This is a genomic window from Streptomyces sp. 8L (assembly GCF_020176795.1).
Lineage (GTDB): Bacteria > Actinomycetota > Actinomycetes > Streptomycetales > Streptomycetaceae > Streptomyces.
On sequence record NZ_JAIUKE010000003.1, the window covers coordinates 33,882 to 53,989 of the forward strand.

At 70.8% G+C, this 20,108-nt stretch carries 16 protein-coding genes and 1 pseudogene; 5 read left to right on the plus strand and 12 right to left on the minus strand.

The window, feature by feature from the left end:
• The first annotated feature begins 163 nt into the window (after nucleotides 1–163).
• Together add and LCE31_RS00220 are read left to right on the plus strand one after the other, a co-directional pair.
• Nucleotides 164–1,144: an adenosine deaminase gene (add, locus tag LCE31_RS00215; RefSeq protein ID WP_225011714.1), complete on the plus strand. Its 981-nt coding sequence runs from the start codon at nucleotides 164–166 to the stop codon at nucleotides 1,142–1,144.
• Between the two features lie 107 nt (nucleotides 1,145–1,251).
• A complete protein-coding gene (locus LCE31_RS00220; RefSeq protein ID WP_225011715.1) occupies nucleotides 1,252–1,566 on the plus strand; it encodes an AAA family ATPase in 315 nt (104 codons plus the stop codon).
• On the opposite strand, the pseudogene LCE31_RS00225 reads toward LCE31_RS00220, so the two are convergent.
• Nucleotides 1,540–1,927: pseudogene (locus tag LCE31_RS00225) on the minus strand (transposase); the annotation flags it as partial. The gene LCE31_RS00220 and the pseudogene LCE31_RS00225 overlap by 27 nt on opposite strands.
• A 294-nt stretch (nucleotides 1,928–2,221) precedes the next feature.
• On the opposite strand from LCE31_RS00225, the gene LCE31_RS00230 reads away from it, so the two are divergent.
• Nucleotides 2,222–3,469, plus strand: coding sequence for an LPXTG cell wall anchor domain-containing protein (locus tag LCE31_RS00230; protein ID WP_225011716.1), 1,248 nt, complete (start codon nucleotides 2,222–2,224; stop codon nucleotides 3,467–3,469).
• Between the two features lie 647 nt (nucleotides 3,470–4,116).
• Here LCE31_RS00230 and LCE31_RS00235 read toward each other — a convergent pair.
• From LCE31_RS00235 to LCE31_RS00250, 4 genes are all read right to left on the minus strand, one after another.
• The gene (locus LCE31_RS00235) at nucleotides 4,117–4,464 is read right to left on the minus strand and encodes a VOC family protein (RefSeq protein ID WP_225011717.1); all 348 of its coding nucleotides are present in this window, start codon (nucleotides 4,462–4,464) and stop codon (nucleotides 4,117–4,119) included.
• Between the two features lie 363 nt (nucleotides 4,465–4,827).
• Nucleotides 4,828–5,652 (minus strand): SDR family NAD(P)-dependent oxidoreductase, encoded by an 825-nt coding sequence (locus tag LCE31_RS00240; protein WP_225011718.1) that lies wholly within the window; start codon nucleotides 5,650–5,652, stop codon nucleotides 4,828–4,830.
• Nucleotides 5,653–5,779: 127 nt separating this feature from the next.
• Complete coding sequence (locus LCE31_RS00245; protein ID WP_225011719.1) at nucleotides 5,780–7,255, minus strand: aldehyde dehydrogenase family protein; 1,476 nt, start codon at nucleotides 7,253–7,255, stop codon at nucleotides 5,780–5,782.
• A 202-nt stretch (nucleotides 7,256–7,457) separates the two neighbouring features.
• Nucleotides 7,458–8,684: an MFS transporter gene (locus LCE31_RS00250; protein ID WP_225011720.1), complete on the minus strand. Its 1,227-nt coding sequence runs from the start codon at nucleotides 8,682–8,684 to the stop codon at nucleotides 7,458–7,460.
• A 122-nt stretch (nucleotides 8,685–8,806) separates the two neighbouring features.
• Here LCE31_RS00250 and LCE31_RS00255 point away from each other — a divergent pair, with 122 nt between their 5' ends.
• Nucleotides 8,807–9,655, plus strand: a complete 849-nt coding sequence (locus LCE31_RS00255) for a helix-turn-helix transcriptional regulator (protein ID WP_225011722.1) — start codon at nucleotides 8,807–8,809, stop codon at nucleotides 9,653–9,655.
• Between the two features lie 125 nt (nucleotides 9,656–9,780).
• Here the strand turns inward: LCE31_RS00255 and LCE31_RS00260 are convergent, their stop codons facing one another.
• The 7 genes from LCE31_RS00260 to LCE31_RS00290 form a co-directional block, all read right to left on the minus strand.
• Nucleotides 9,781–10,110, minus strand: a complete 330-nt coding sequence (locus LCE31_RS00260; protein WP_225011723.1) for an STAS domain-containing protein — start codon at nucleotides 10,108–10,110, stop codon at nucleotides 9,781–9,783.
• A 78-nt stretch (nucleotides 10,111–10,188) separates the two neighbouring features.
• Nucleotides 10,189–12,255, minus strand: a complete 2,067-nt coding sequence (locus tag LCE31_RS00265; protein ID WP_225011725.1) for a glycogen debranching protein — start codon at nucleotides 12,253–12,255, stop codon at nucleotides 10,189–10,191.
• Nucleotides 12,252–14,075, minus strand: coding sequence for an AGE family epimerase/isomerase (locus LCE31_RS00270; RefSeq protein ID WP_225011726.1), 1,824 nt, complete (start codon nucleotides 14,073–14,075; stop codon nucleotides 12,252–12,254). The genes LCE31_RS00265 and LCE31_RS00270 overlap by 4 nt, the downstream gene beginning before the upstream one ends.
• A 60-nt stretch (nucleotides 14,076–14,135) precedes the next feature.
• Nucleotides 14,136–14,744, minus strand: coding sequence for a DJ-1/PfpI family protein (locus LCE31_RS00275; RefSeq protein WP_225011727.1), 609 nt, complete (start codon nucleotides 14,742–14,744; stop codon nucleotides 14,136–14,138).
• A 38-nt stretch (nucleotides 14,745–14,782) separates the two neighbouring features.
• Nucleotides 14,783–15,292, minus strand: a complete 510-nt coding sequence (locus LCE31_RS00280; protein ID WP_225011728.1) for a hypothetical protein — start codon at nucleotides 15,290–15,292, stop codon at nucleotides 14,783–14,785.
• Between the two features lie 34 nt (nucleotides 15,293–15,326).
• On the minus strand, nucleotides 15,327–16,934 hold the full coding sequence (locus tag LCE31_RS00285; RefSeq protein WP_225011730.1) for a thiamine pyrophosphate-binding protein: 1,608 nt from the start codon (nucleotides 16,932–16,934) through the stop codon (nucleotides 15,327–15,329).
• Between the two features lie 34 nt (nucleotides 16,935–16,968).
• Nucleotides 16,969–17,796 (minus strand): type 1 glutamine amidotransferase domain-containing protein, encoded by an 828-nt coding sequence (locus LCE31_RS00290; protein WP_225011731.1) that lies wholly within the window; start codon nucleotides 17,794–17,796, stop codon nucleotides 16,969–16,971.
• Between the two features lie 317 nt (nucleotides 17,797–18,113).
• Between LCE31_RS00290 and LCE31_RS00295 the strand changes: the two genes are divergently transcribed.
• A complete protein-coding gene (locus LCE31_RS00295) occupies nucleotides 18,114–20,075 on the plus strand; it encodes a maltotransferase domain-containing protein (RefSeq protein ID WP_263631205.1) in 1,962 nt (653 codons plus the stop codon).
• The last annotated feature ends 33 nt before the right edge of the window (nucleotides 20,076–20,108 follow it).

Below are 20,108 nucleotides of genomic sequence, written 5' to 3' on the forward strand. Positions count from 1 at the left end.
TACTGACTCTTCCCGGACGGGGGTGTGGTTGCGCTCCCAGCCGGCGGCCTCCGGCAGGGAGCGGGCGAGACGGTCGGTCAGTTGCGCGAGCCGAGGACGCCGCCGGACGGCATCGCCGCCACCGGCTTCAGTGCCATCGACGCCGCTCGATTAGGCTGCTGTGATGAGCGCCGCCGACATGGACACCGACATCGACTTGGCCTTCGTCCATTCGCTGCCGAAGGCCGAGCTCCACGTACACCTTGAGGGCACCCTCGAACCCGCCACCGCGTTGGCTTGTGCTCGTCGCAACGGGGTGAGCCTGCCGTGGGGGAGCGAGGAGGAGCTGCGGGCGGCCTACGACTTCGCCGACCTGCCGGCCTTCCTTGAGGTGCTTTTCCGGGTGGCCGGCACGCTGCGGCAGCGGCAGGACTTCTTCGACCTCGCGATGGACTACCTGCGCCATGTGCATGCCGAAGGCGTCACCCAGGCGGAGGTCTTCGTCGGGTCGCAGACCTTCCTCGACGCCGGCGTGCCGATCGAGGTCATCCTCGACGGCGTGCTCGCTGCTTTCCGCGAAGCCGGCGAGGAATGGGGCATCGATGCCCGGCTGATCTGCACCGCGCAGCGCCACCGGGAGGAGGCCACCGCCCTGGAGTTGCTCGACCTGATCGAGCCGTGGCGCGAGCAGGTCATCGGGATCGGGATGGGTTCAGCGGAGCGAGGCAACCCGCCCTCGAAGTTCGCCCGCTTCTTCGCCGAGGCCCAGCGCCGCGGCTACCGGACCACGATCCACGCCGGCGAGGACGCGCCCGCCTCGTACGTCGTCGAAGCGTTGGAACTCGGGGTGGACCGGATCGATCACGGTGTGGCGGTGGCCGATGACCCGGCGCTCATCCGCCGGGTGGCCGACCTCGGTGTACCGCTGACCATGTGCCCGCTGTCCAACGTGGCGCTCAAGGTGGTGCCGACGCTCGCCGCCCACCCACTCAAGCGCCTGCTCGACGCCGGTGTGGCAGTCACTCTCAACTCCGACGACCCGCCCTTCTTCGGCGGCTACATTGCCGACAACTACGTGGCGAGCGCCGCCGGCCTGGGCCTGACCCGGGCGGAGCTGACCCGGCTGGCCGAGAACTCACTGGCCTCCTGCTGGACCTCGTCCTGACCGGATGCCTCCTCAGGCCGCCAGTGGCTGCCGTCAGACGGCCGGCGTCCCATCGCTTCCGTTGTCGACGTCTCCTCACCCGCTGAATTCCCGCGCGCGAGGTGAGAGTGGCCGGCGGTGTGCTCGCCCTTGGCCAGACAGTGATCGCCGACGCGGTCGATGCCGTGGAAGCGGCGCGGGAGCAGTGGCGGTCAATGGCGGGCCGGCATGGCGTGCCGGTGGCGTTCATCGAGGTGGTGTGCTCGGACCCGGTGGTGCACCGCCGGCGGCTGGAAGGCCGCTCCCGCGGGATCGATGGCTCCCTGAAACCGACGTGGGAGGCGGTGGAACGGCTGCGGGAGGAGTTCGCCCCGTGGATCGATCCCCGTCTGGTGCTGGATGCGGTGACCGACGTGTCATCCAACGTGGCAGCGGCTGCCTGACATCTGTGGGCTCACGGCAGGAGCGTGGGTCCGTCGGGCGGCGGCGCTCTGCTCCTCGCGCTCGGCCAGAACGTCGTTGTCGAACCGGGCGCCGGCCCGGACCAAGGGACCAGGTGGGCTCCGGTGATCGCTCGCCAGCGGTTCTGAGCGGACTCGACGAGCTTGAAGACCACGGCGAGGGCGGCGGCTGGGCTGCCGCCCCGCGGGTGACCTTGGTGCGGAGCTTGACTGTGGAGAACGTCGACTCGATCGGGTCCGTGGTCTGGAGGTAGCTCCAGTGCTCGGCCGGGGAGTCGTAAAAGGCCAGCAGCTCGTCCCGGTCGTCGGTGATCTTCACGATGGCCTTCGGCCACTTCGTGCCGCAGGTCATCGCGGACACCTCGACGAACCCACGGACTTGGCAGGATGCGGGCCGTGGCGCTGATCCTGAAGAAGCGACCACCCGCCTGGCTGACCGGCCGCCGGAACATCGGTTCGGCGACCCGCCCCGATGAACCCCTAGGCCCCCGGCCCAGGGCCGCGCCTCCGCCGTCCCTCGTTATGACACGATTCCTGTTACATATACAACCGTCACATGAATACAGCGGTCTTGCGGGGTGAAGGGCGGCTGAACGCCGGCCGCCCGACCCCACGACCCCACAGCCGAAGGACCTTCATGCGCGCCTCTGCTCCCCGACGCCGTACCCCGCTCGGCCCGGCCGCCGCCGCGACAGCCGCCGCTCTGCTGGCACTGGCCGCGGCGCCCGCCGTCGCCGCCGCCGGCACAGAGCCGGATCTGGCAGTCGGAACCATGCAGCCGATCAAGGGAGTTCAGCCGGGAAGTTCCTTCTCGGCCCCGGCCACCTTCCTCAACAAGGGTGCGGACGAGGTCAAGGACTTCTACGTGCAGTACGCGGTGTCGCCCGGCCTGAAGGCCGACGAAACGTACAAGAACTGCACCTACTACACGGTCCCGTCCTACGACGAGATGCCGGCGTCGAACGTCGCCTCCTGCCACATCCAGCAGCCGCTGAAACCGGGCATCGTCTACGGGACGAACAATCCGCTCTCCCTCAAGGCGCTCGGCAGCGCCTACCGCGACGACGTGCGCGTCTCGATCAGCACCGACAAGCCGGACCCGGGCGACGGCGGCTCCTCCGAGCCGGTGCCCGGCACCGGCGCCCCGCTCACACTGGTGGAGCAGGGCCTCGCCACCGACGCCGACCGCCAGAACCACCCCGACTCGTCCGCCCAGGCCGACGTCAGCGCGGCGAACACCGCCGACTTCGCGCTGACCGGCGACGAGGCCAAGGGCACGGTCGGCGACCAGGTCACCGAGACGGTGAAGTTCGCCAACCTCGGCCCCGCCTGGGTGCGGGGCACCATCGACACGAGCGTCACCACCGTGGACGTCCGCATCCCCGCCGGCACCTCCGTGGTGAAGGCGCACGACTACTGCGACAAGGTCAGCGCCACGCACTACCGCTGCGGGACCTCGCAGTCCTGGGTGAACCCGGACGGCGGCGAGAGCTACCCCTTCGTCCTGCGCATAGACAAGGCCGTCGGCCGCAGCACCGGCAAGATCACCTTCACCGGCGCCGACCGCCCCTTCGACCACAACGCGACCAACGACGTCGCCCAGCTGGTTGTCGACACCGGTAGCGCGTCGGAGAGCGGCACCACCGGCGGCTCCGGCTCGACGGGTGGTACGACCTCCGCGGGCTCCACCGGAGCTGCCACCGGCGGCACGGTCACCTCCGGCGGCTCGGCGGGCAACGCCCCCCAGCCGCAGGGCGGCGGCGTCCTCGCCGCCACCGGCGCGGGCGACACGACCCCGCTCGTGACCCTGGCCGCGGTCGCCCTGGTCGCCGGCGGCGGCGCCCTCTGGGCCACCCGCCGACGCGCGGCACACCGCACCAGCTGACCGCCCCGGAGGACCGCGGGCGTCCCGGCTGTCCCTTCACGGACAGCCAGGACGCCCGTGGACCCGTAGCGAAGACGAGGGCTGACAGTGCTCGGCATCGTGGAGGTGCCGGGTGACGACAACCTCGTACACGTTGGCTCGCTGGTCGTCTGCGTACTGCTCGGTCCGCTGGTAGCAGTCGTACGGGACACGTCGGCAGAAGCCGCTGTCGCTGCTGATCACCGCCGGGTACCGGCACGACAGTCCACAGTTCCAGCCCGTCCTCGAACGCATCCGCGTCCCGCGCATCGGTCCCGGACGACCAGGCGGCACACCCGACAAGGCGAGTGCCGACAAAGCCTCCGGCTGCCGCGCGAACCGTTCCTACCCGCGCAGACGCAGGATCGGATGCACCATCCCGGAGAAGGCCGATCGGGTCCGCAGTCGCAAAAAGGCTCGGCTTCCGAGGCGGCAGGCCGCCGGCCTTCGACAAGGACGACTGCAAGGAGCGCCACGCGGTGGAGCGCGGGATCAACCGGCTGAAACGGCGTCGCGCGGTGGCCACGCGGTACGACACGTTGGCCGTGCGCTACGAGGCAACGGTGCTGGCCGCAGCCGCCAACGAACCGCTGTGAGCGGCGCTTTCACCAGAGCCGCGGAGGAGGCGGTCAGCGGTGGTCCAGCACGTTGACCACCCGTCCACCGGGGTCGCGGACGAAGAACCGCCGCACGCCCCACTCCTCGTCCTGCAAGGGGTGAACGATCTCCGCGCCGCTCTCCCGCATGACCGCATAAGCCACATCCACGTCGTCCACCTCGATGCTCATGTCGGGGTTGACGGGCGCGGTCTTGTCGCTGGTCATGAGGCTGATCTGCGCTGCTGGGCTTGACGGGGAGGCGAGCGTCATGATCCAGCCGTGGTTCATGACCTCCTCAAAGCCCAGCAGGCCATAGAACTCCCGGCTCTCCTGAGCAGCCTCCGACCCGAGATTGGGCACGACACGGCGAACGGCCATCAACGACTCCACGTGAGAAGAAACGTGTCCCTACGAATCCCCAGGAGTACTACGAAAAGTTCGCCATCGCACGCACTTTCGCGACCAACCCTCATTCCGCACCCGGAGACGGCTTCACGACGCAAGGTCACGGCAGGACATCGCAGCGCCCCTGAGGAGACGGCCCCCTTCCGACTGGGCGACGCCTCGCAGAGGCCTGGTCGGATGTGTCGGTCGCCTGGTACTGCAACGACACTCCGTGATGTCCCCCGTCACATGGATGCCGGGGGAGCGGACATCTGGCGCGTCCGGGAGTGACGCGAGTGTGACCCGCTCGGGGGTCCCCCAGCCGTCGTGCGGGAGCGGAACTCGTAGGGCCGGCGTTCAGGCGGCGGGGAAGGGTGTGCCCGTCAGCTTCTCGCTGAGCGCGCGCAGTTCGGCGCGGGCCGCCGGGTCGTACGCCTGGGGGTCGGCCGCGGCGACCGCCGTGCGGTTGACGTAGAGGCCGGTCTGCTCGGCGAACTCCGGTGCGACGACCATGCGCAGGACGTTGGCCACCCCCTCGCTGAGGTCGCTCTGCGGGGTGAAGAGGTGCGTCACGATCTTGGTGGGCATGTACGAGGCCGGGTGCAGCGCGTTGACGGTGACACCGGTGCCGTCCAGCGCCTCTGCCAGGTCCGTCGTCAGCATGATCTGCCCCAGCTTCGCCTGGCAGTAGGCCTGTCCACCGGACCAGTCGTGCCGCAGCTGCACGTTGCTGAAGTCGAACGGCGCCTGGCCGGCAGAGGTGACGTTGACGATACGGGAGGGCGCCGAGGAGGCCAGCAGGGGCGCGAGGCGGCAGCTGAGGACGTACGTCGACAGGTAGTCGACCTGGAAGGTCAACTCCAGGCCGTCCCTGCTCTCCCGCCGCTCCAGCTCCACGCCCATCCCGGCATTGTTGACCAGCACGTCGAGCCGGTCCAGGCCGAGGAGCCGGTCGGCGAGGGCCTGGATCTCGTCCAGCGCGGCGAAGTCGGCCAGTTCGTAGCTGAGCCGGTCGTTGCCGGTGGCCGTGCGCAGCTCCGCCAGCAGTTGCTCGCCCTTCTCGGCGCTGCGGCCGTGCAGGACGAGCGTCGCCCCCATTTCGGCCAGCTGGTGTGCGAGCGAACGGCCGACGCCGTCGGTCGCGCCGGTGATGAGGATGGTCTGCTCTTCCAAGGACGTCATGTCCGGCCTCCGGAGAAGGGATTGGTTGCGTTGTCCCGCGTCGCGTCAGGACCGCGGGGAGGTTGGGGCCTCCGGGCCGGAGCGGTCAGTCCCCGGCCCGGGGGCCCTCACCGTCGAACCGTGTGGCTCATTCGGTGTTGACGACGACCGTCTTGGCCTGGAGGTACTCGTCTATACCCTCCGGACCCAGCTCCCGGCCGTAGCCGGACTCCTTGTAGCCGCCGAAGGACGTGGTGTTCTCGAACATCGCCCACGAGTTGACCCAGACGATGCCCGCCTCCAGGCGTGCCGCGACCTGGTGTGCGCGCCGCAGGTCGGTGGTGTGCAGGCCGGCCGCCAGTCCGAACGGTGAGCTGTTGGCGATGGCCACCGCCTCGTCCTCGGTGTCGAACGGGGTGATGGTTAGCACCGGGCCGAAGACTTCCTCGCGGGCTATGCGCATCCGCGGTGTGACGTCGGAGAAGACCGTCGGCTGGAAGTAATAGCCACGGGTGCCGGTGTCGCCTCCGACACCGGCCGAGCCGCCGGCCCGCAGGACCGCTCCCTCGGCCCGTGCGACGGCGACGTACTCCACCACGCGGTCCAGCTGGGCGCGGTGTGCGAGCGGACCGAGCACGGTCCCGGGGTCGAGCGGGTCGCCCACGGGAGCCGCATCGGCATGGGCGGCCATCCGCGTCACCATCTCGTCGTACACCGGCCGCTGCACCAGCAGACGCGAACCACTCATGCAGAACTGGCCGGTGTTGAAGAAAGCCGCCTGGAACGCCCACTGCGCGGCGGCGTCCAGGTCCGCGTCGGCGAAGACGATGTTGGCGCCCTTGCCGCCCAGCTCCAGGGTGACCCGCTTGAGGGTGTCGGCGGCGGTGGCGGCCAGCCGCTTGCCGGTGGCGGTGGAGCCGGTGAGGGCCAGCTTGCGGACGTCGGGATGGGCGGCGAGCCGGGCGCCCACCGTGGCACCGTCGCCGGTCACCACGTTGAAGACACCGGCCGGCAGTCCCGCCTCGTCCATGATCCCGGCGAGCCGCAGGGCGGACAGCGGCGTCTGCTCGGCCGGCTTGAGTACGAAGGTGTTGCCCGCGGCGAGAGCCGGTGCGATCTTGTTGACGGCCAGATTGAGCGGGAAGTTGAAGGGCGTGATGGCACCGACCACACCCAGCGGCTCGCGTCGGGTATAGGCGAGCGACCGGCCGCCGACCGGGCGGGCGGCGCCCTCCAGTTGCTCCACCATTCCGCCGTAGTAGCGGAACAGGTCCGCGGCGCTGGGCACGTCGAATCCGCGCGTGAAGCTGATGGGCTTGCCGACGTCGAGCGACTCCAGCCGGGCCAGCTCCTCGGCGTGCTCCTCGATGACGTCGGCGATCCGCAGCAGCACCCGGCCGCGCTGCTTGAGGGTCAGCGCGGGCCAGGCACCACCCTCGAAGGCGCCGCGGGCGGCGGTGACCGCCTGATCGAGGTCGGCGACGGTGCCCCACGCGACCTGGCAGATCACCTCCTCGGTGGCCGGATTCACCACGTCGCGGGTTTCCCCGTTCGCCGACGGAAGGAATTTGCCATGAATGAAGAGCTGGCCGTCGGAAACGGCGTCGGATGCCTGCGTGGTCATGATTCCACTCCTTGAAGCGTTCGAGAGAATCCCGTGTGCCTGCGGCGGGCCGCCCGCCGAGGCGAGTTCCGGGGTGCTGGTAATACCCGATCAGGAGAATTCCTGTGCCCTCAACGCTAAAGGGGAGATGCTTTTCGTATCCACTTCTCTCGGCCACACGGTGAGGCTACGTTAAGTCGGCGTCCGAGAAGCCGGTCCCGGGTCAACTCGTTTCCGGCCGGCGGAACTTCCCGATGAAGAAATGCACCATCAGGGCGAGTACGCCGAGCCCCGCGCCGGACAGACAGAGATTGCCGCCCGAAATTCCGGCCCCGACCAGGATGCCGCCGAGGCCCGCGCCCAGGGCCTGCCCGAAGTAGATGCCCGAGGAGTTGAACGAGATGACCACGCCGGGCAGATGGGGCATGAGCGCGGTCAGCCGGTGGTTGTTGGGCGTGGCCGCGGCCCAGGCCGCCGCGCCGTTGACGACCATGATGGCCATCACCAGGGGGACGACGGACACGAAGGACAGCAGCGCCGTGGTGACGACCAGGGTGCCGACGGCCAGGGCGAGCGTCCGTCCGGCGCCCCAGCGGTCGGTGAGCCAGCCGCTGCCGAACGCTCCCGCGGTGCCGCCGGCGCCCCACAGGAGCAGGGTGACGGCCAGAGTGGTGCCCCTGATGCCCGCCGTCTGGTCGAGCACGTCGGCGATGTAGGTGTAGACCATGATGCTGGCCGCGCTGGCGAGCAGCATGAAGCTCACGATGGCGACGACCCGGCCGTGGGTGAGCACCCGCAGCCGCTGGCCCAGTGCGATGGCCGGCGGCAGGGGCAGCGTCGGCAGGGTGGCCATGAGGCCGAGCAGCGCGATCAGGCCGACAGCGGCCACGAAGAGCAGGCTCGACTGCCAGGAGATGTGCTGGCCCAGGGCCGTGCCGATGGGCACGCCGAAGACCGTGCCGACCGTGAGGCCGGACATGATCACCGCGAGGGCCTGGCCGCGGCGGGCCGGCCCGGCCAGCGCGACCGCCGCGGCGGAGGCGTTGGGGGTGTAGAGGGCGGCGCCGAGTCCGGCCGCCACACGGGCCACGAGAAGCAGCGTCAGGTTGGGGGCCGCAGCCGAGGCCACGTTCGCCAGCACGAACAGGGCCAGCGCGAAGGCCATCAGCGGCTTGCGCGGGAGCTTGCTGGTGAAGGAGGCGAGGAAGGGGGCGGTGACCGCGTACGTCAGGGAGAACGCGGTGATCACCTGTCCGGCGGCGCCGGTCGACTCGTGCAGGCCGTGCGCGATCTGCGGGAGGATGCCGCCGAGGACGAACGAGTCGGTGCCCATGGCGAAGGAACCGAGAGCGAGGACCGCCACGGGACGCGCCCAGTTCGCGGGTGGGGCGGGGGGCTCTGAGGCCGTGGGCCGGGTGGTGGGGTTACCGGCAGTCTGTCCAGTGGTCATGCTGCCAGGGTGCGGAGAGTCGGGCCGCTGGTACAGAGGGCCACTTATGCTGGTGTCAGGAGCACCACGACGAGGCCGGGGCCGATCCCCGAAGGCCGGGCCGCTGGCAGCGAGGGACGTCCATGGACGAGAACATGACCCAGCGCGAGCTGCTGGCCGGATTTCTGCGCTCGCGCCGAGAGATGCTGCGGCCCGAGGAGGCTGGGATCGAGCCGGGCCCGCGCCGCCGGGTCCCCGGACTGCGGCGCGAGGAGGTCGCGCAGATGTCCGGGGTGAGCGTGACCTGGTACACCTGGTTGGAGCAGGGCCGGAAGATCACGGTCAGCGGTCAGGTGCTGGAGGGGCTGGCGCGTGCCCTGCGGCTGTCCGCGGCCGAGCGCCGTCACCTGTACACGCTGGCCGGAGTGGCGCTCTCCCACGACGTCCCGCAGCCGGCGGTGGTCAACCCGACGCTGCGGGCGCTCGTGGAGACCCTCGCCCCCAACCCGGCGCACGTGACGAACCTGTGCTGGGACCTGCTGACGTACAACCGGGCCTACGAGCAGTTGGTCGGCGGCCTGGACGGGCTGCCGGACGGGCAGCGCAACAGCATCTGGCTGCTGTTCACCCGGCCCTCCATGCGGACACTGCTCGTCGACTGGCAGCGGGAGGCCAAGGACATCCTCGGGCAGTTCCGCGCCTCGGTGGGGCGCTACCCGAACGACCCGCGGGTGCGGGAGCTGCTGGACGCGCTCACCGCGGCCAGTCCGGACTTCGTGCGCATGTGGTCCGAGCATCCGGTGCAGGCGTTCACCCCGGCGATGAAGCGGTTCCAGCATCCGATGGCGGGCCGGGTCGCGTTCAACTACGCGAAGTTGACGGTGGCGGAGGACCACAACCAGCACCTGGTGGTCTTCCTGCCCGCGTCACCCACCGACGAGCAGGCCATGCGCGAGCTGACGCTGTCCGACACCACGGGGTCCGCGCCGTAGGTCCGTGGGCGCGGGGGCCGTGCGACCGGGGCTCCGGCCGAGGCATGCCGGAGCGCCCCGCCGCACCGGCCGTGAACCGGGCCGGCGGGGGGGGGCGCGCGGGGGCGGCGGTCGCCGCGGGCCGGTCAGCCGGCCGGCCGCGCGGTCGCGTCCACCAGGCTCATGAACGGCTCAAGGCCGCCGAGCCGCAGCGCCCGGCGCACCGGGAAGGCGGCGCCGTCCACGATCACCTCGGTGCCCGGGGCGAGCTGCTGCTGGCCCAGGGCCAGGCAGCGGACGGCGGCTCCCGTCACCGACGTGACGTCCGCCAGGTGCAGCACCACCCGGCGTACGGTGCCGGCCGCGATCCGGTCCAGCAGCTCACGCAGCCGGGCGGTGTCCTCGTTGCGCAGTTCGCCGCCCAGATGCAGCGCCGCGGTCGTGCCGGAGAAGGCGAGGTGTGCCTCGAAGGCCATGTCCGTTCCCCTCGTGTCAGGTCGTACGGGTGCGTTGTACGGGCTTGAGCCCTGGGTCCGGCGGGCAGTGCGCCGGTGTCAGCGGGCCGTCAGGACGGCCACGCTGTGCCCGGTCAGCTGGAGCGAGCCGCGGACGAGCGCGGGCTCCCGCCCCGGCGGGTAGCTGTCCAGGGGGGTGGGCGCGCCCGTGTCCATGGACAGGTGCCAGCGCGTGCCGGGCGGTGGTTGCGGCAGCCGGACGGTACGCCGTGCGCCGCCGGTGTTGGCGGCCAGGTACACCGTGTCCGCCGGGCCCGCGGGCTGCTGCTGGTGCAACAGGACCGCCAGGAGGGTCGAGGACGGGTGCCAGTCGGGCTGTCCCGGCGTCTCGCCGTGCCAGCTCACCGGCGGACAGCTCCATCCGTCGGGCAGGACGCCGTCGGGGTGGGTGGTGCGCCGCAGGACCGGGTGCGCCCGGCGGAACGCGATGCAGTGGGAGACGAAGCGCAGCAGTGCCGCGTGGCTTGCGGTGTGCGACCAGTCCAGCCAGCTCACCGGTGAATCCTGGCTGTAGGCGTTGTTGTTGCCGCGTTGCGTGCGCCCGAACTCGTCGCCGGCCAGCAGCATCGGGATACCGGCGCTGGTCAGCAGGAGCAGCAGCGCGTTGCGGCGCTGCCGTTCGCGCAGCCGCAGCACGGCATGGTCCGCGGTCGGACCCTCGTAGCCGCAATTCCAGCTCTCCTCGTCGGGGATGCCGTCGCCGCCGCCCTCACCGTTGGCCTCGTTGTGACGCCGGTCGTAGGACGTCCAGTCGGCAAGGGTGAGACCGTCGTGGCAGGTGATGTAGTTGACCGAAGTGGTGGTGGGGCGGCCCGGGTACAGGTCGGGGGAGCCGACGAAGCGGGTCGCGAAGTCGCCGGTGCTGCCTCGCCTGCCGAGCAGGAAGCGCCGCACGGTGTCGCGGTAGCGGCCGTTCCATTCGCTCCACCTGCCGTGGCCGGGAAAGGACCCCACCTGGTCGAGCCCGGTGGCGTCGGTGGCCTCCGCGATCAGCAGCCGTCCGGCGAGCACCGGGTCGTGCGCGAGGGCCGCGAGCAGCGGCGGATCGTCCAGGACGCGGCCGTCGGTCCCCCGGGTGAGGATGGAAGCCATGTCGAAGCGGAATCCGTCCACGTCGTAGCGGATGACCCAGTCGCGCAGGCAGTTCAGGATGAATTCCCCGGTGACCGGGTGGCCGGCGTTGACGGTGTTTCCGGTGGCCGTGAGGTTGAGCGGCTCGCCGTCCGGCGAAAGGAGGTAGTACGCCGACTCGTCCAGGCCGCGGAAGGACAGCACCGGCCCGCCTCGGCCGCCCTCCGCGGTGTGGTTGAACACCACGTCGAGCACCACCTGGATACCCGCCCGGTGCAACTCCGTGACCAGCTCTCGCAGTTCGGCGTCGGCGCCGCCCGGGGTCGGATCGGCGGCGTAGGCCGCCTTCGGCGCGGCGAAGCCGACGGTGTTGTAGCCCCAGAAGTTGGGCAGCGGCGCGCCGCTCTCCGGTGAGGTGTACGTGTTGTCGGTCTCGTCGAACTCCGCGATCGGCAGCAGCTCCACGCAGTTGACGCCCAGCTCGCGCAGGTGGGGGATCTTCTGGCGGAGCCCGGCGAAGGTTCCCGGGTGGCGCACGCCCGAACTCGGATCGCGGGTGAAGCCGCGCACGTGCGCCTCGTAGATGACCAGGTCGGCCGGGTCGATCGACGGCCGGGGCACGGCCGGCGGGCCCGGCGCTGCGAGGAGCCGGGAGCGGTAGCGCGGCCGTTCGCCCCATGCGCCGGCTCCGGCCAGCCCGCGCGCGTACGGGTCGAGCAGCACGGGCGACCGGGTGCCCGGCGGGCGCTCGACGCGGTAGCCGTAGTCGAAACGGCCGGCCTCGGCACCGTACAGCCGGACGGTGTGGACTGTGCCGACCCGGCCCTCGTCGGGGAAGGGGTACTCGGCCAGGACGGTGCCGCTGCCGGGGTCCATCAGCACCAGCCACAGGCGCGGCGTGTCACGCGCGTGCACCGCGAAGTTGACCGCGCCGGGTACCGGGGTGGCGCCGAACGGCTGGGCCTGGCCGGGGCCGACGCGCAGACCGTCCAGGAGCGGCGGCGTCTCCTCAGGGGCAGCGGTGGGGATCGTCATGGCGCACTCCCTGCCGGGCGCAGCCGTGCCCTGACCAGGTGCCGGGCGCGGTCCCTGGGGAGCCGTACGGCCAGTGAAGCGGGGTCGAAGTCGTCGTACGGCGCGCCGTCCACGCGGACCGACTCCAGCACCACCCGGCCGGGCGGCAGCACGTCGGGCGCCACGCGCAGCAGCCCCTGCGGGTAGTCGGCGTCCGCGCGGGGCCTGAACCACAGGTCCAGCGGCTCGCGGTGCACCAGCAGCCGCCCGTACACCTCGGCCAGATAGGCGAGTTCCGCCTTGTGGTACATGCTCATCGCGTGGCTGCCCTTGAGCCGTTCGCCGCCCACGTGGTACGGGACGCCGTCGGCGAGTACGGAGAAGTGGACAGCGCCCTCGTCGTGGTCGAGGAAGAAGGCGTTGTAGAAGGCGGACGCCTCCTCGGCGTGCCGGAGGAAGCCGTCGTCGCCCGTGTTCCCGGCCAGCACCAGGTAGGCCAGGATGGCCTGTTCCTGCTGCCACCAGGTCTTGTGGTCGTGCCAGACGAAGGCGTGCCTTCCATGGTCGGGCTGCCGCTCGACCATGTCGTACCAGCCGCCGCGCCGCGGGTCGCGGCCGACGTCCGGCATGGTGCGGCCGATGCGTTCGGCCAGTTCGCGGTACGCGGGCTTGGGCATCGTGGCGTTCATCCGCATGAGGTTCCAGGCGATCTTCAGGTTGTGGCCCACCACGGCCCGGTCCTGTTGCCAGCCCCAGGACCGGTCCGGGGTCCAGTCGGCGTGGAAGCGCTCGTCGACGAACGGGCTGCCACCCGACCGGTCCGGCATGTGGGTGACGATCATGTCGAAGGTGTGCTCCAGCATGCGCCGGTACCGCTCGTCGCCGGTCGCGCTGTAGAGGTTGAACAGATAGGCGGGGGCGTGGTCGCCCACCGAGTTCCAGTTCTTGCGGGAGCGGTTCGGGCCCAGTGACGCGTGGTGCGGATCGAGCGTGACCGGGTCGATGTGCGAGTAGTAGCCGCCGAGCCGCCGGTCGGCGAAGAACCGCTCGAAGAGCCGGATGGTGCCCTCGATGTCGGCCAGGAGAGCCGGCGCCCCGGTCAGCCGGTAGGTCTGCACGAGGCCCACCAGTGCGTAGATCTGCTCGTATGCCGGGATCGCACGGTAGTCGTCGCCGAATTCCGAGGCGTAGAAGGCGCGCGGGCGCGGTCCGCCGACGTCCAGGCCGTGGTACCAGGAGACGACGTCCTCGACCGGGTCGACCGAGCGCAGGTGGTCGTGGAGGTAGGCCGACCCGGCCTCGGCCACGTCGAGGAAGTCCTGCTCACCGGTGAGGGTGAAGGCCGACGCCATCCCGTAGACCATGCGCGAGATGGTGTCGGTCTCCTGGACGTGGATGGCGGTCTTGTCGCCGCCGCCGCGGATCTCGGTGCGGTAGTCGTTGAAGTCGATCGGCCCGTCGCCGAACTGGGAGCGCCGGTAGAAGCGGGCGAACTGGCGAAGTTGCGCGGTCCACCAGCCGGGCGATTCGTACGGCGGCGGCTCGCCCGGCCCGCTGACCACGACGATCGCGGTGGCCTGGTGGTGCAGGCCGTCCTCGTGCGGGTAGACCGGGCCGTGGCTGAAGACGAGGGCGCCGGGGGCCAGCAGGTCCTCCAGCCGGCCCGTGACGTCCTGGTACGGATCACCCAGGTTGCGCAGCCGCTGCCCGTAGGTGACGTCGGTCAGATGGACGACGACGGTGCCGCCGCCGGGGGTGCGCAGTTCGACTCGGCGCCCCCGGCGGGCGAGCACCCGGCCCGCCACGGTGTCGGAGAAGGTGAAGTCCAGGTCACTGGCCATGACCGGCCCCGTCTACGCCCGGTCCTGCGTTCGGGTCGGGACGGCACGCCGCCGGGCGGTTCATGCCGGCACCGCCTGGACGTCGAGCAGGTCGATGACGCCCCGGGCCAGCAGGTGGCAGTCCTCGACCGTACGGCTGGTCACCAGGTCCCCGTCGATCACCAGGTCCCGCTCGGTGTAGTGCGCGCCCATGTTGCGCACGTCGCCCACCAGGTTGTTGTGGCAGGTGACGGGACGGCCGCGGACCAGTTCGGGCGCGGCGGACAGCAGCAGCAGTCCGTGACAGGAGAACGCCTTGATCAGATTCGGCATCCGGAAGGCGCGCCGCAGCAGGTCCACGGCGGGTGCGGGGACGCCCAGGTCGTCGGTGTAGCGAAGCCGGTCGGAGACCATTCCGGCCGGCACCACGAGTGCGGAAAGGCGCGACAGCTCACCGTAGTCGAGTGCTTCGAGGTCGCCCGCCACCGTGATCGGCGCGCGGGTCTCGTGGCCGGTGAAGGTCAGGGACGGCATGCCCCACAGCCGGGTCAGCAGAACGACCTCGGCTCCCTCCTCGGCGAAACGGCGACGGTAGTAGGAGATCTCGTCCTCGACGAAATCGCTCTCCAGGAGGATTCCGACGCGTTTTCCGGCAAGACGCCCGGACCGGCTCGTTGAGGCCTCGGCCATGGTTGTGTCCTTCCATCGGGTCGATCGGTGGCGCGCGGTCAGCGGCGGGTGAGCGCGCCGACCGGCGGGTGCTGCACGAAGGCGATGCCGCGGATGCGGGGCACGCCGCCCTGGAGCACCACCCACCAGATCTGGCGGTCTGTGTCGTGCTGGGAGGTGGTGGCGGGGCCGGTGCTTCCCGCGCGGGACGCGGCAGCACCGGCCCCGGCAGCCGTCGCGGTGGCCGCGCCGGCGCGGGTGATGGTCACCTGCGCGTGGATCGGGGAGACCAGCTGGATGCGGACCTCCTCGGCGGGCGGGCCGCCCAGGAAGCCGAAGCCTCCCGCCCGTTGGCGGTACCAGGTCCTGAACTCCTCGAAGTGGCCCTGGAACTCGTCGGTGCCGCGCACCGTGCGGCCGGGCAGTTCGAGCAGCAGGCCGTTGGCCAGGTGCGGCAGCAGGTCGGCCGCTGAAGGGCGGCGGGCCAGTGCGGCGCGCCACTGGGCGACGAGTCTGCGGACCGCCGGTACCGACAGCGCGGTCCTGCGGGCAGGCTCGGATGATTCCATGGGGTGTCGTCCTCCTTCGGGGTCTTCGCCGGACTCAGTCGGTGTCCAGGTCGATGAGGTAGGGGCCGTCGTGGGCGAGCATCGCCCCCACGGCGTCGGCCACCTGGTCCTTCCGCTCGACCCGGCGCCCTGGCACGCCCAGGGAGGCAGCCAGGTCCGTGAAGCGGATCTCCGGGTCCGACAGGTCGAAGGCCGCCGGCGCGGTGTGCCGGGCGATGCCCAGGCCGTTCCAGTACTGCTCGATGTTGAGGTCGAGCAGCCGGTAGCGGTGGTTGTTGCAGATGACGAACTTCGCGCCGATGTCGTAGCGCGCCGCCGTCCACAGGGCCTGGATGGTGTACATGCTGCCGCCGTCGCCGGTGAAGCCGACCACCGGCAGCTCGGGCCGGGCCAGCTTGACGCCGAGCGCGCCCGGTATGCCGACGCCCAGCGAGCCGCCCCGGGTCTGGAAGAACCGGCCTGGCTCCTTGGGCGGCAGATACCGCGCCAGCGGGCCGGACGCGGTCAGGGCCTCGTCGAAGACGGCGAGTTCGGCCGGCGCGCGTTCGGCCAGCGTGCGGACGAACAGGTCCAGGAGGGACCCGTCACCGGCACCGCTCGTGACGGGGGCCGTCCACTGCCGGGGAGGCGCGCCGGGCTGGCCCTGCCGGTCCAACGCGTCGGCCAGCGCCCCCAGGGCGAGCTTGGGGTCGGCCACCATGCCGAGGTCGACGGGGAAGTTCTTCGCGATCTCGTACGCGTCCAGATCGATGTGGACGATCCGGGCGTCCTCGCGGAAGGGGCTGGTCAAGGACGGGAAGACCTCGGGGAAGAGGTAGGTGCCCACGACCAGCACCGAGTCGGCTTCGGCGACCACGCGGGCGCTGTCGGCGCCGAACATGTGGCCGAGCTGCCCCCCGTACAGCGGGTGCGTGGTGTCGAAGTTGACCTCCGAGGAGTTGACGCCCCACACCTGGGCGCCCAGCCGCGTGGCGACTCCCTCGAGTTCGGCCTGCGCACCGCTGGCGGCGACCCCGTCGCCCATCAGGATCAGGGGCCGCCGCCCGGCCAGCAGGGCCCGGGCGGCACGCTCCAGCAGCTCGGGCGACGGAGTCGACCGGGTGTCGGGCAGCGACGTGGGCACCGCGGGCTCGGTGGTGACCTGGTCCAGGACGTCCGCGGGCACGACCACCAGGACCGGACCGCGCGGCGGGGTCATGGCGATCTTGACGGCCCGCCGCAGGACCCGCAGCGTGGAGGCCGGGTCGAGGACGCGGGTGGCGTACTTGGTCACCGGCTGCGCCATCGCCACCAGGTCGGCGGCCATCTGGGCATCCATGGCGTCATAGCGGACCCCGGCGTCGCCCGCCAGCACCACCAGCGGTGAGCCGCCGCGTTTGGCCTGGTAGAGCATGCCGATACCGTTGCCCAGGCCGACTCCGGTGTGGAGCTGGACCAGGGCGGGCCGCTGAGCGGCACGCGCGTATCCGTCGGCCATGCCCACCGCCACACCTTCGTGGAGGGCCAGCAGGTAAGACATCCCGGAGCGGCCCGCCTCGTCGAGGAAGCCCTGCTCCACGGTGCCCGGATTGCCGAACATGTAGGTGATGCCGTCGGCCGCGAACTGCTCGTAGATCGCGGTCTTCCCTGGTCTCGCTCGCATGATCACTGCTCCTGGTCGTGGGTGGGGTGACGGACTACCAGCCGTGGCGGCGCAGGCCGTTCTCCAGCACCTGCACCAGGAGTTCACCGCTGGGCGCGGAGTCCGGCGTGGAGCGGGCGGTGACGAACGGATGGTCGACGATGACGGAGGTCTCCTTGCCGACGTTGCCGTGGAAGCCGCCGTCGGGGCCGGTCGCGTCCCGCAGGATGTACTCCAGGGGGTACGGCGGCGGGCCCATGTTGAACTCGACGCCCACGAAGCCGGTGCCGTCCTTGTAGTCGTACTCCTTGGGATGGCCGGTGACGTGCTTGCCCCGCAGCAGGCTGGCGCGGGTCTCCAGGTCACGGGCGAAGGCCAGCACGGCGACGCCGTAGCACTCGGCCAGGACCGGCTTGTCCGCGGCGGCGAAGCCGAGTACCACCTCGTGCAGCCGCTCGTTGTTGGCGAGGTCCACGATCGGGCCGCTGCCGCCGACGATGACCAGCGCGTCGAAGCCCGCCACCAGGTCGCCGACGGTCGCGTCCCGCAGCCGGTGGTACTCCTCCAGCTCCCGAAGGTGGTTCAGCGAGCTGAAATAGGGGCGCTCGGGGATGAGTTGCTGAAGGCTGAGCGGATTGTCCAGGCGGGTGGAGGCATCGATCTCCCGCACCTTGCGGGCCATGTCCCGAGTCGTGACGGAACGGCCCAGCGGGGGGTCGATGTAATCGGGGTCGTAGCTCGGCGGCAGCGCCTGGGCCCGCCGGCCGGTGGGGGTGGCGAAGGTGGTGCGGTAGCCGCGGGCGTCGAACGCCTCGACGGGACCGACGAGTTCTTCTCCCCAGTAACCGTATTCGGAGAGAATTACCAGGATGCGTTTCGACACGAATGACTCCCGGGTTCATGGTTCATTGAATGGGGCACGAGTCCCGCGCTTTCCCTGCGGGAAGGCTTTGAAAGGCCGTTGAACGAGTCCGAGTCAACTCCCCCGCACGGGAGGCGGCAAGCGCCGGACGCCGCGCGGTGACTACTTCTAGAAGTGGGTGGAGTAATGCGGAAGCGGCGAAACCGCTTAGCGGCTCCGCGACTGTGTTAAGTCCGTGAAGTGCACCGCCGATTGTTCGCATCCCTTTGTTCTGCGCGTGATCGTTTTACATGATGACGGCATCGCAGAAGAAGAGGTGACGGACCATGATTGGGCGATTGGGGATTGACGAAGTCACTCCCGCTGTCGACGGCGGCCGCTATCCGGCCAAGGCTGTTGTCGGTGAGCACATACCGGTGGCTGCCACCATTTGGCGCGAAGGCCATGCGGCCCTGGCGGCTGCGGTGTTCTGGCGCGGGCCGGGGCCGGGCGGCCCCCGCGAGGTGCTGCCGATGGAGCTCGCCGACCCCGGGTCCGACCGCTGGTCGGCCACCGCCGTGCCGGACCGGCCCGGTGTGTGGAGCTACCACGTCGAGGCGTGGAGCGACTCATGGGCCACCTGGCGGCAAGGGATGCGCGCCAAACTCGACGACGGCCGGACGGCGGAGAGCCTCGCCAACGAACTTGAGGACGGGGCGCGGCTGCTGGAACGTCACGCCGAACAGCCGGGCGTCGGTGCGGACGGGGCCTGGCTGCGCCGAGCCGCCGACGCGCTGCGTGACCCGCGGGCCCCGCTCGCCGACCGCGTCGCGCCGGCCCTCGACGGCCGTACCACCCGCATCGCGTACCACCACTCACCGCGCGAACTGCTCACCCGCGGAGCGGAGTTCGAGATCCGGGTGGACAGGCCTCGCGCCCTGGCCGGAGCCTGGTACGAGTTGTTCCCCCGTTCCACCGGGGGGCGCGACGCGCACGGCCGGCCCGTGCACGGCACCTTCGCCACAGCCGAGGCACTGCTGCCCCGCATCGCGGGGATGGGCTTCGACGTCCTCTACCTGCCACCGGTCCATCCGATCGGTGTGACCCACCGCAAGGGGCCCGACAACGCGCTCACGGCCGCGCCCGGCGACGTCGGCTCACCCTGGGCGATCGGTTCCGCCGAAGGCGGGCACGACGCCGTCCACCCGCGACTGGGCACCCTGGAGGACTTCGACCACTTCGTCGCCGCGGCCGGACGGCTCGGCCTGGAGATCGCCCTGGACCTGGCCCTCCAATGCTCCCCCGACCACCCGTGGGTGACCACCCACCCGGAGTGGTTCACCCCGCGGCCGGACGGCACCATCGCCTTCGCCGAGAATCCGCCCAAGCAGTACCAGGACATCTACCCGCTCGACTTCGACCACGACCCGGTGGGGCTGTACGAGGAGCTGCTGCGGATCGTGCTGTTCTGGGTCGAGCGCGGTGTGCGCATCTTCCGGGTGGACAACCCGCACACCAAGCCCCGGGATTTCTGGCACTGGCTGATCGGCACCGTCAAGGGAAGCCACCCCGACGTGCTGTTCCTGGCCGAGGCGTTCACCCGGCCGGCTGTCCTCAAGGGGCTCGCGAAGGCCGGATTCACCCAGTCCTACACGTACTTCACCTGGCGCACGACCAAGCCGGAGCTGACCGAGTACCTGACCGAACTGTCCGCTTCGGTCGACTTCCTGCACCCCAATTTCTTCGTCAACACCCCCGACATCCTGCCGGCCAACCTCCAGCAGGGCTCTCCGGCCGTCTTCGCCTCCAGGGCGGCCCTGGCCGCCCTCCTCTCGCCGGCCTGGGGCGTGTACGCGGGCTTCGAGCTCTACGAGAACGAGGCGCTCAAGGACGGCGGCGAGGAGTACGCGCATGCGGAGAAGTACGAACTGCGCCCCCGTGAGTGGGCGATGGACGTCGCCGCGGGCCGGGGCCTGGAGCCGTGGATCGCGACGCTCAACCGGCTGCGCCGCGCCCATCCCGCTCTGGGCCTGCTGCGCACTCTGCGCTTCCACGACATCGCACACGACGCGCTGATCGCGTTCTCCAAGACCGACCCGGCCAGTGGCGACGCCGTGCTGTGCGTCGTCTCGCTCGCCCCCGACCGCCCGGCGGCCGGACGGCTGGAGCTGCGCGGACCGCTGCCCGGCGCGGACCCCGACGGCACGATCACCGCAAGGGAGGCACTGAGCGGCGAGAAGGTCCGGCTCGGCGGCGGCGAGGTCACGATTCTCCCGGGTGGCCCGGCCGCCCGCATCTTCACCTGGAGCACCAATGCCTGACGAAGCCACCGACAAAGCGGTCGTCCCGCACGC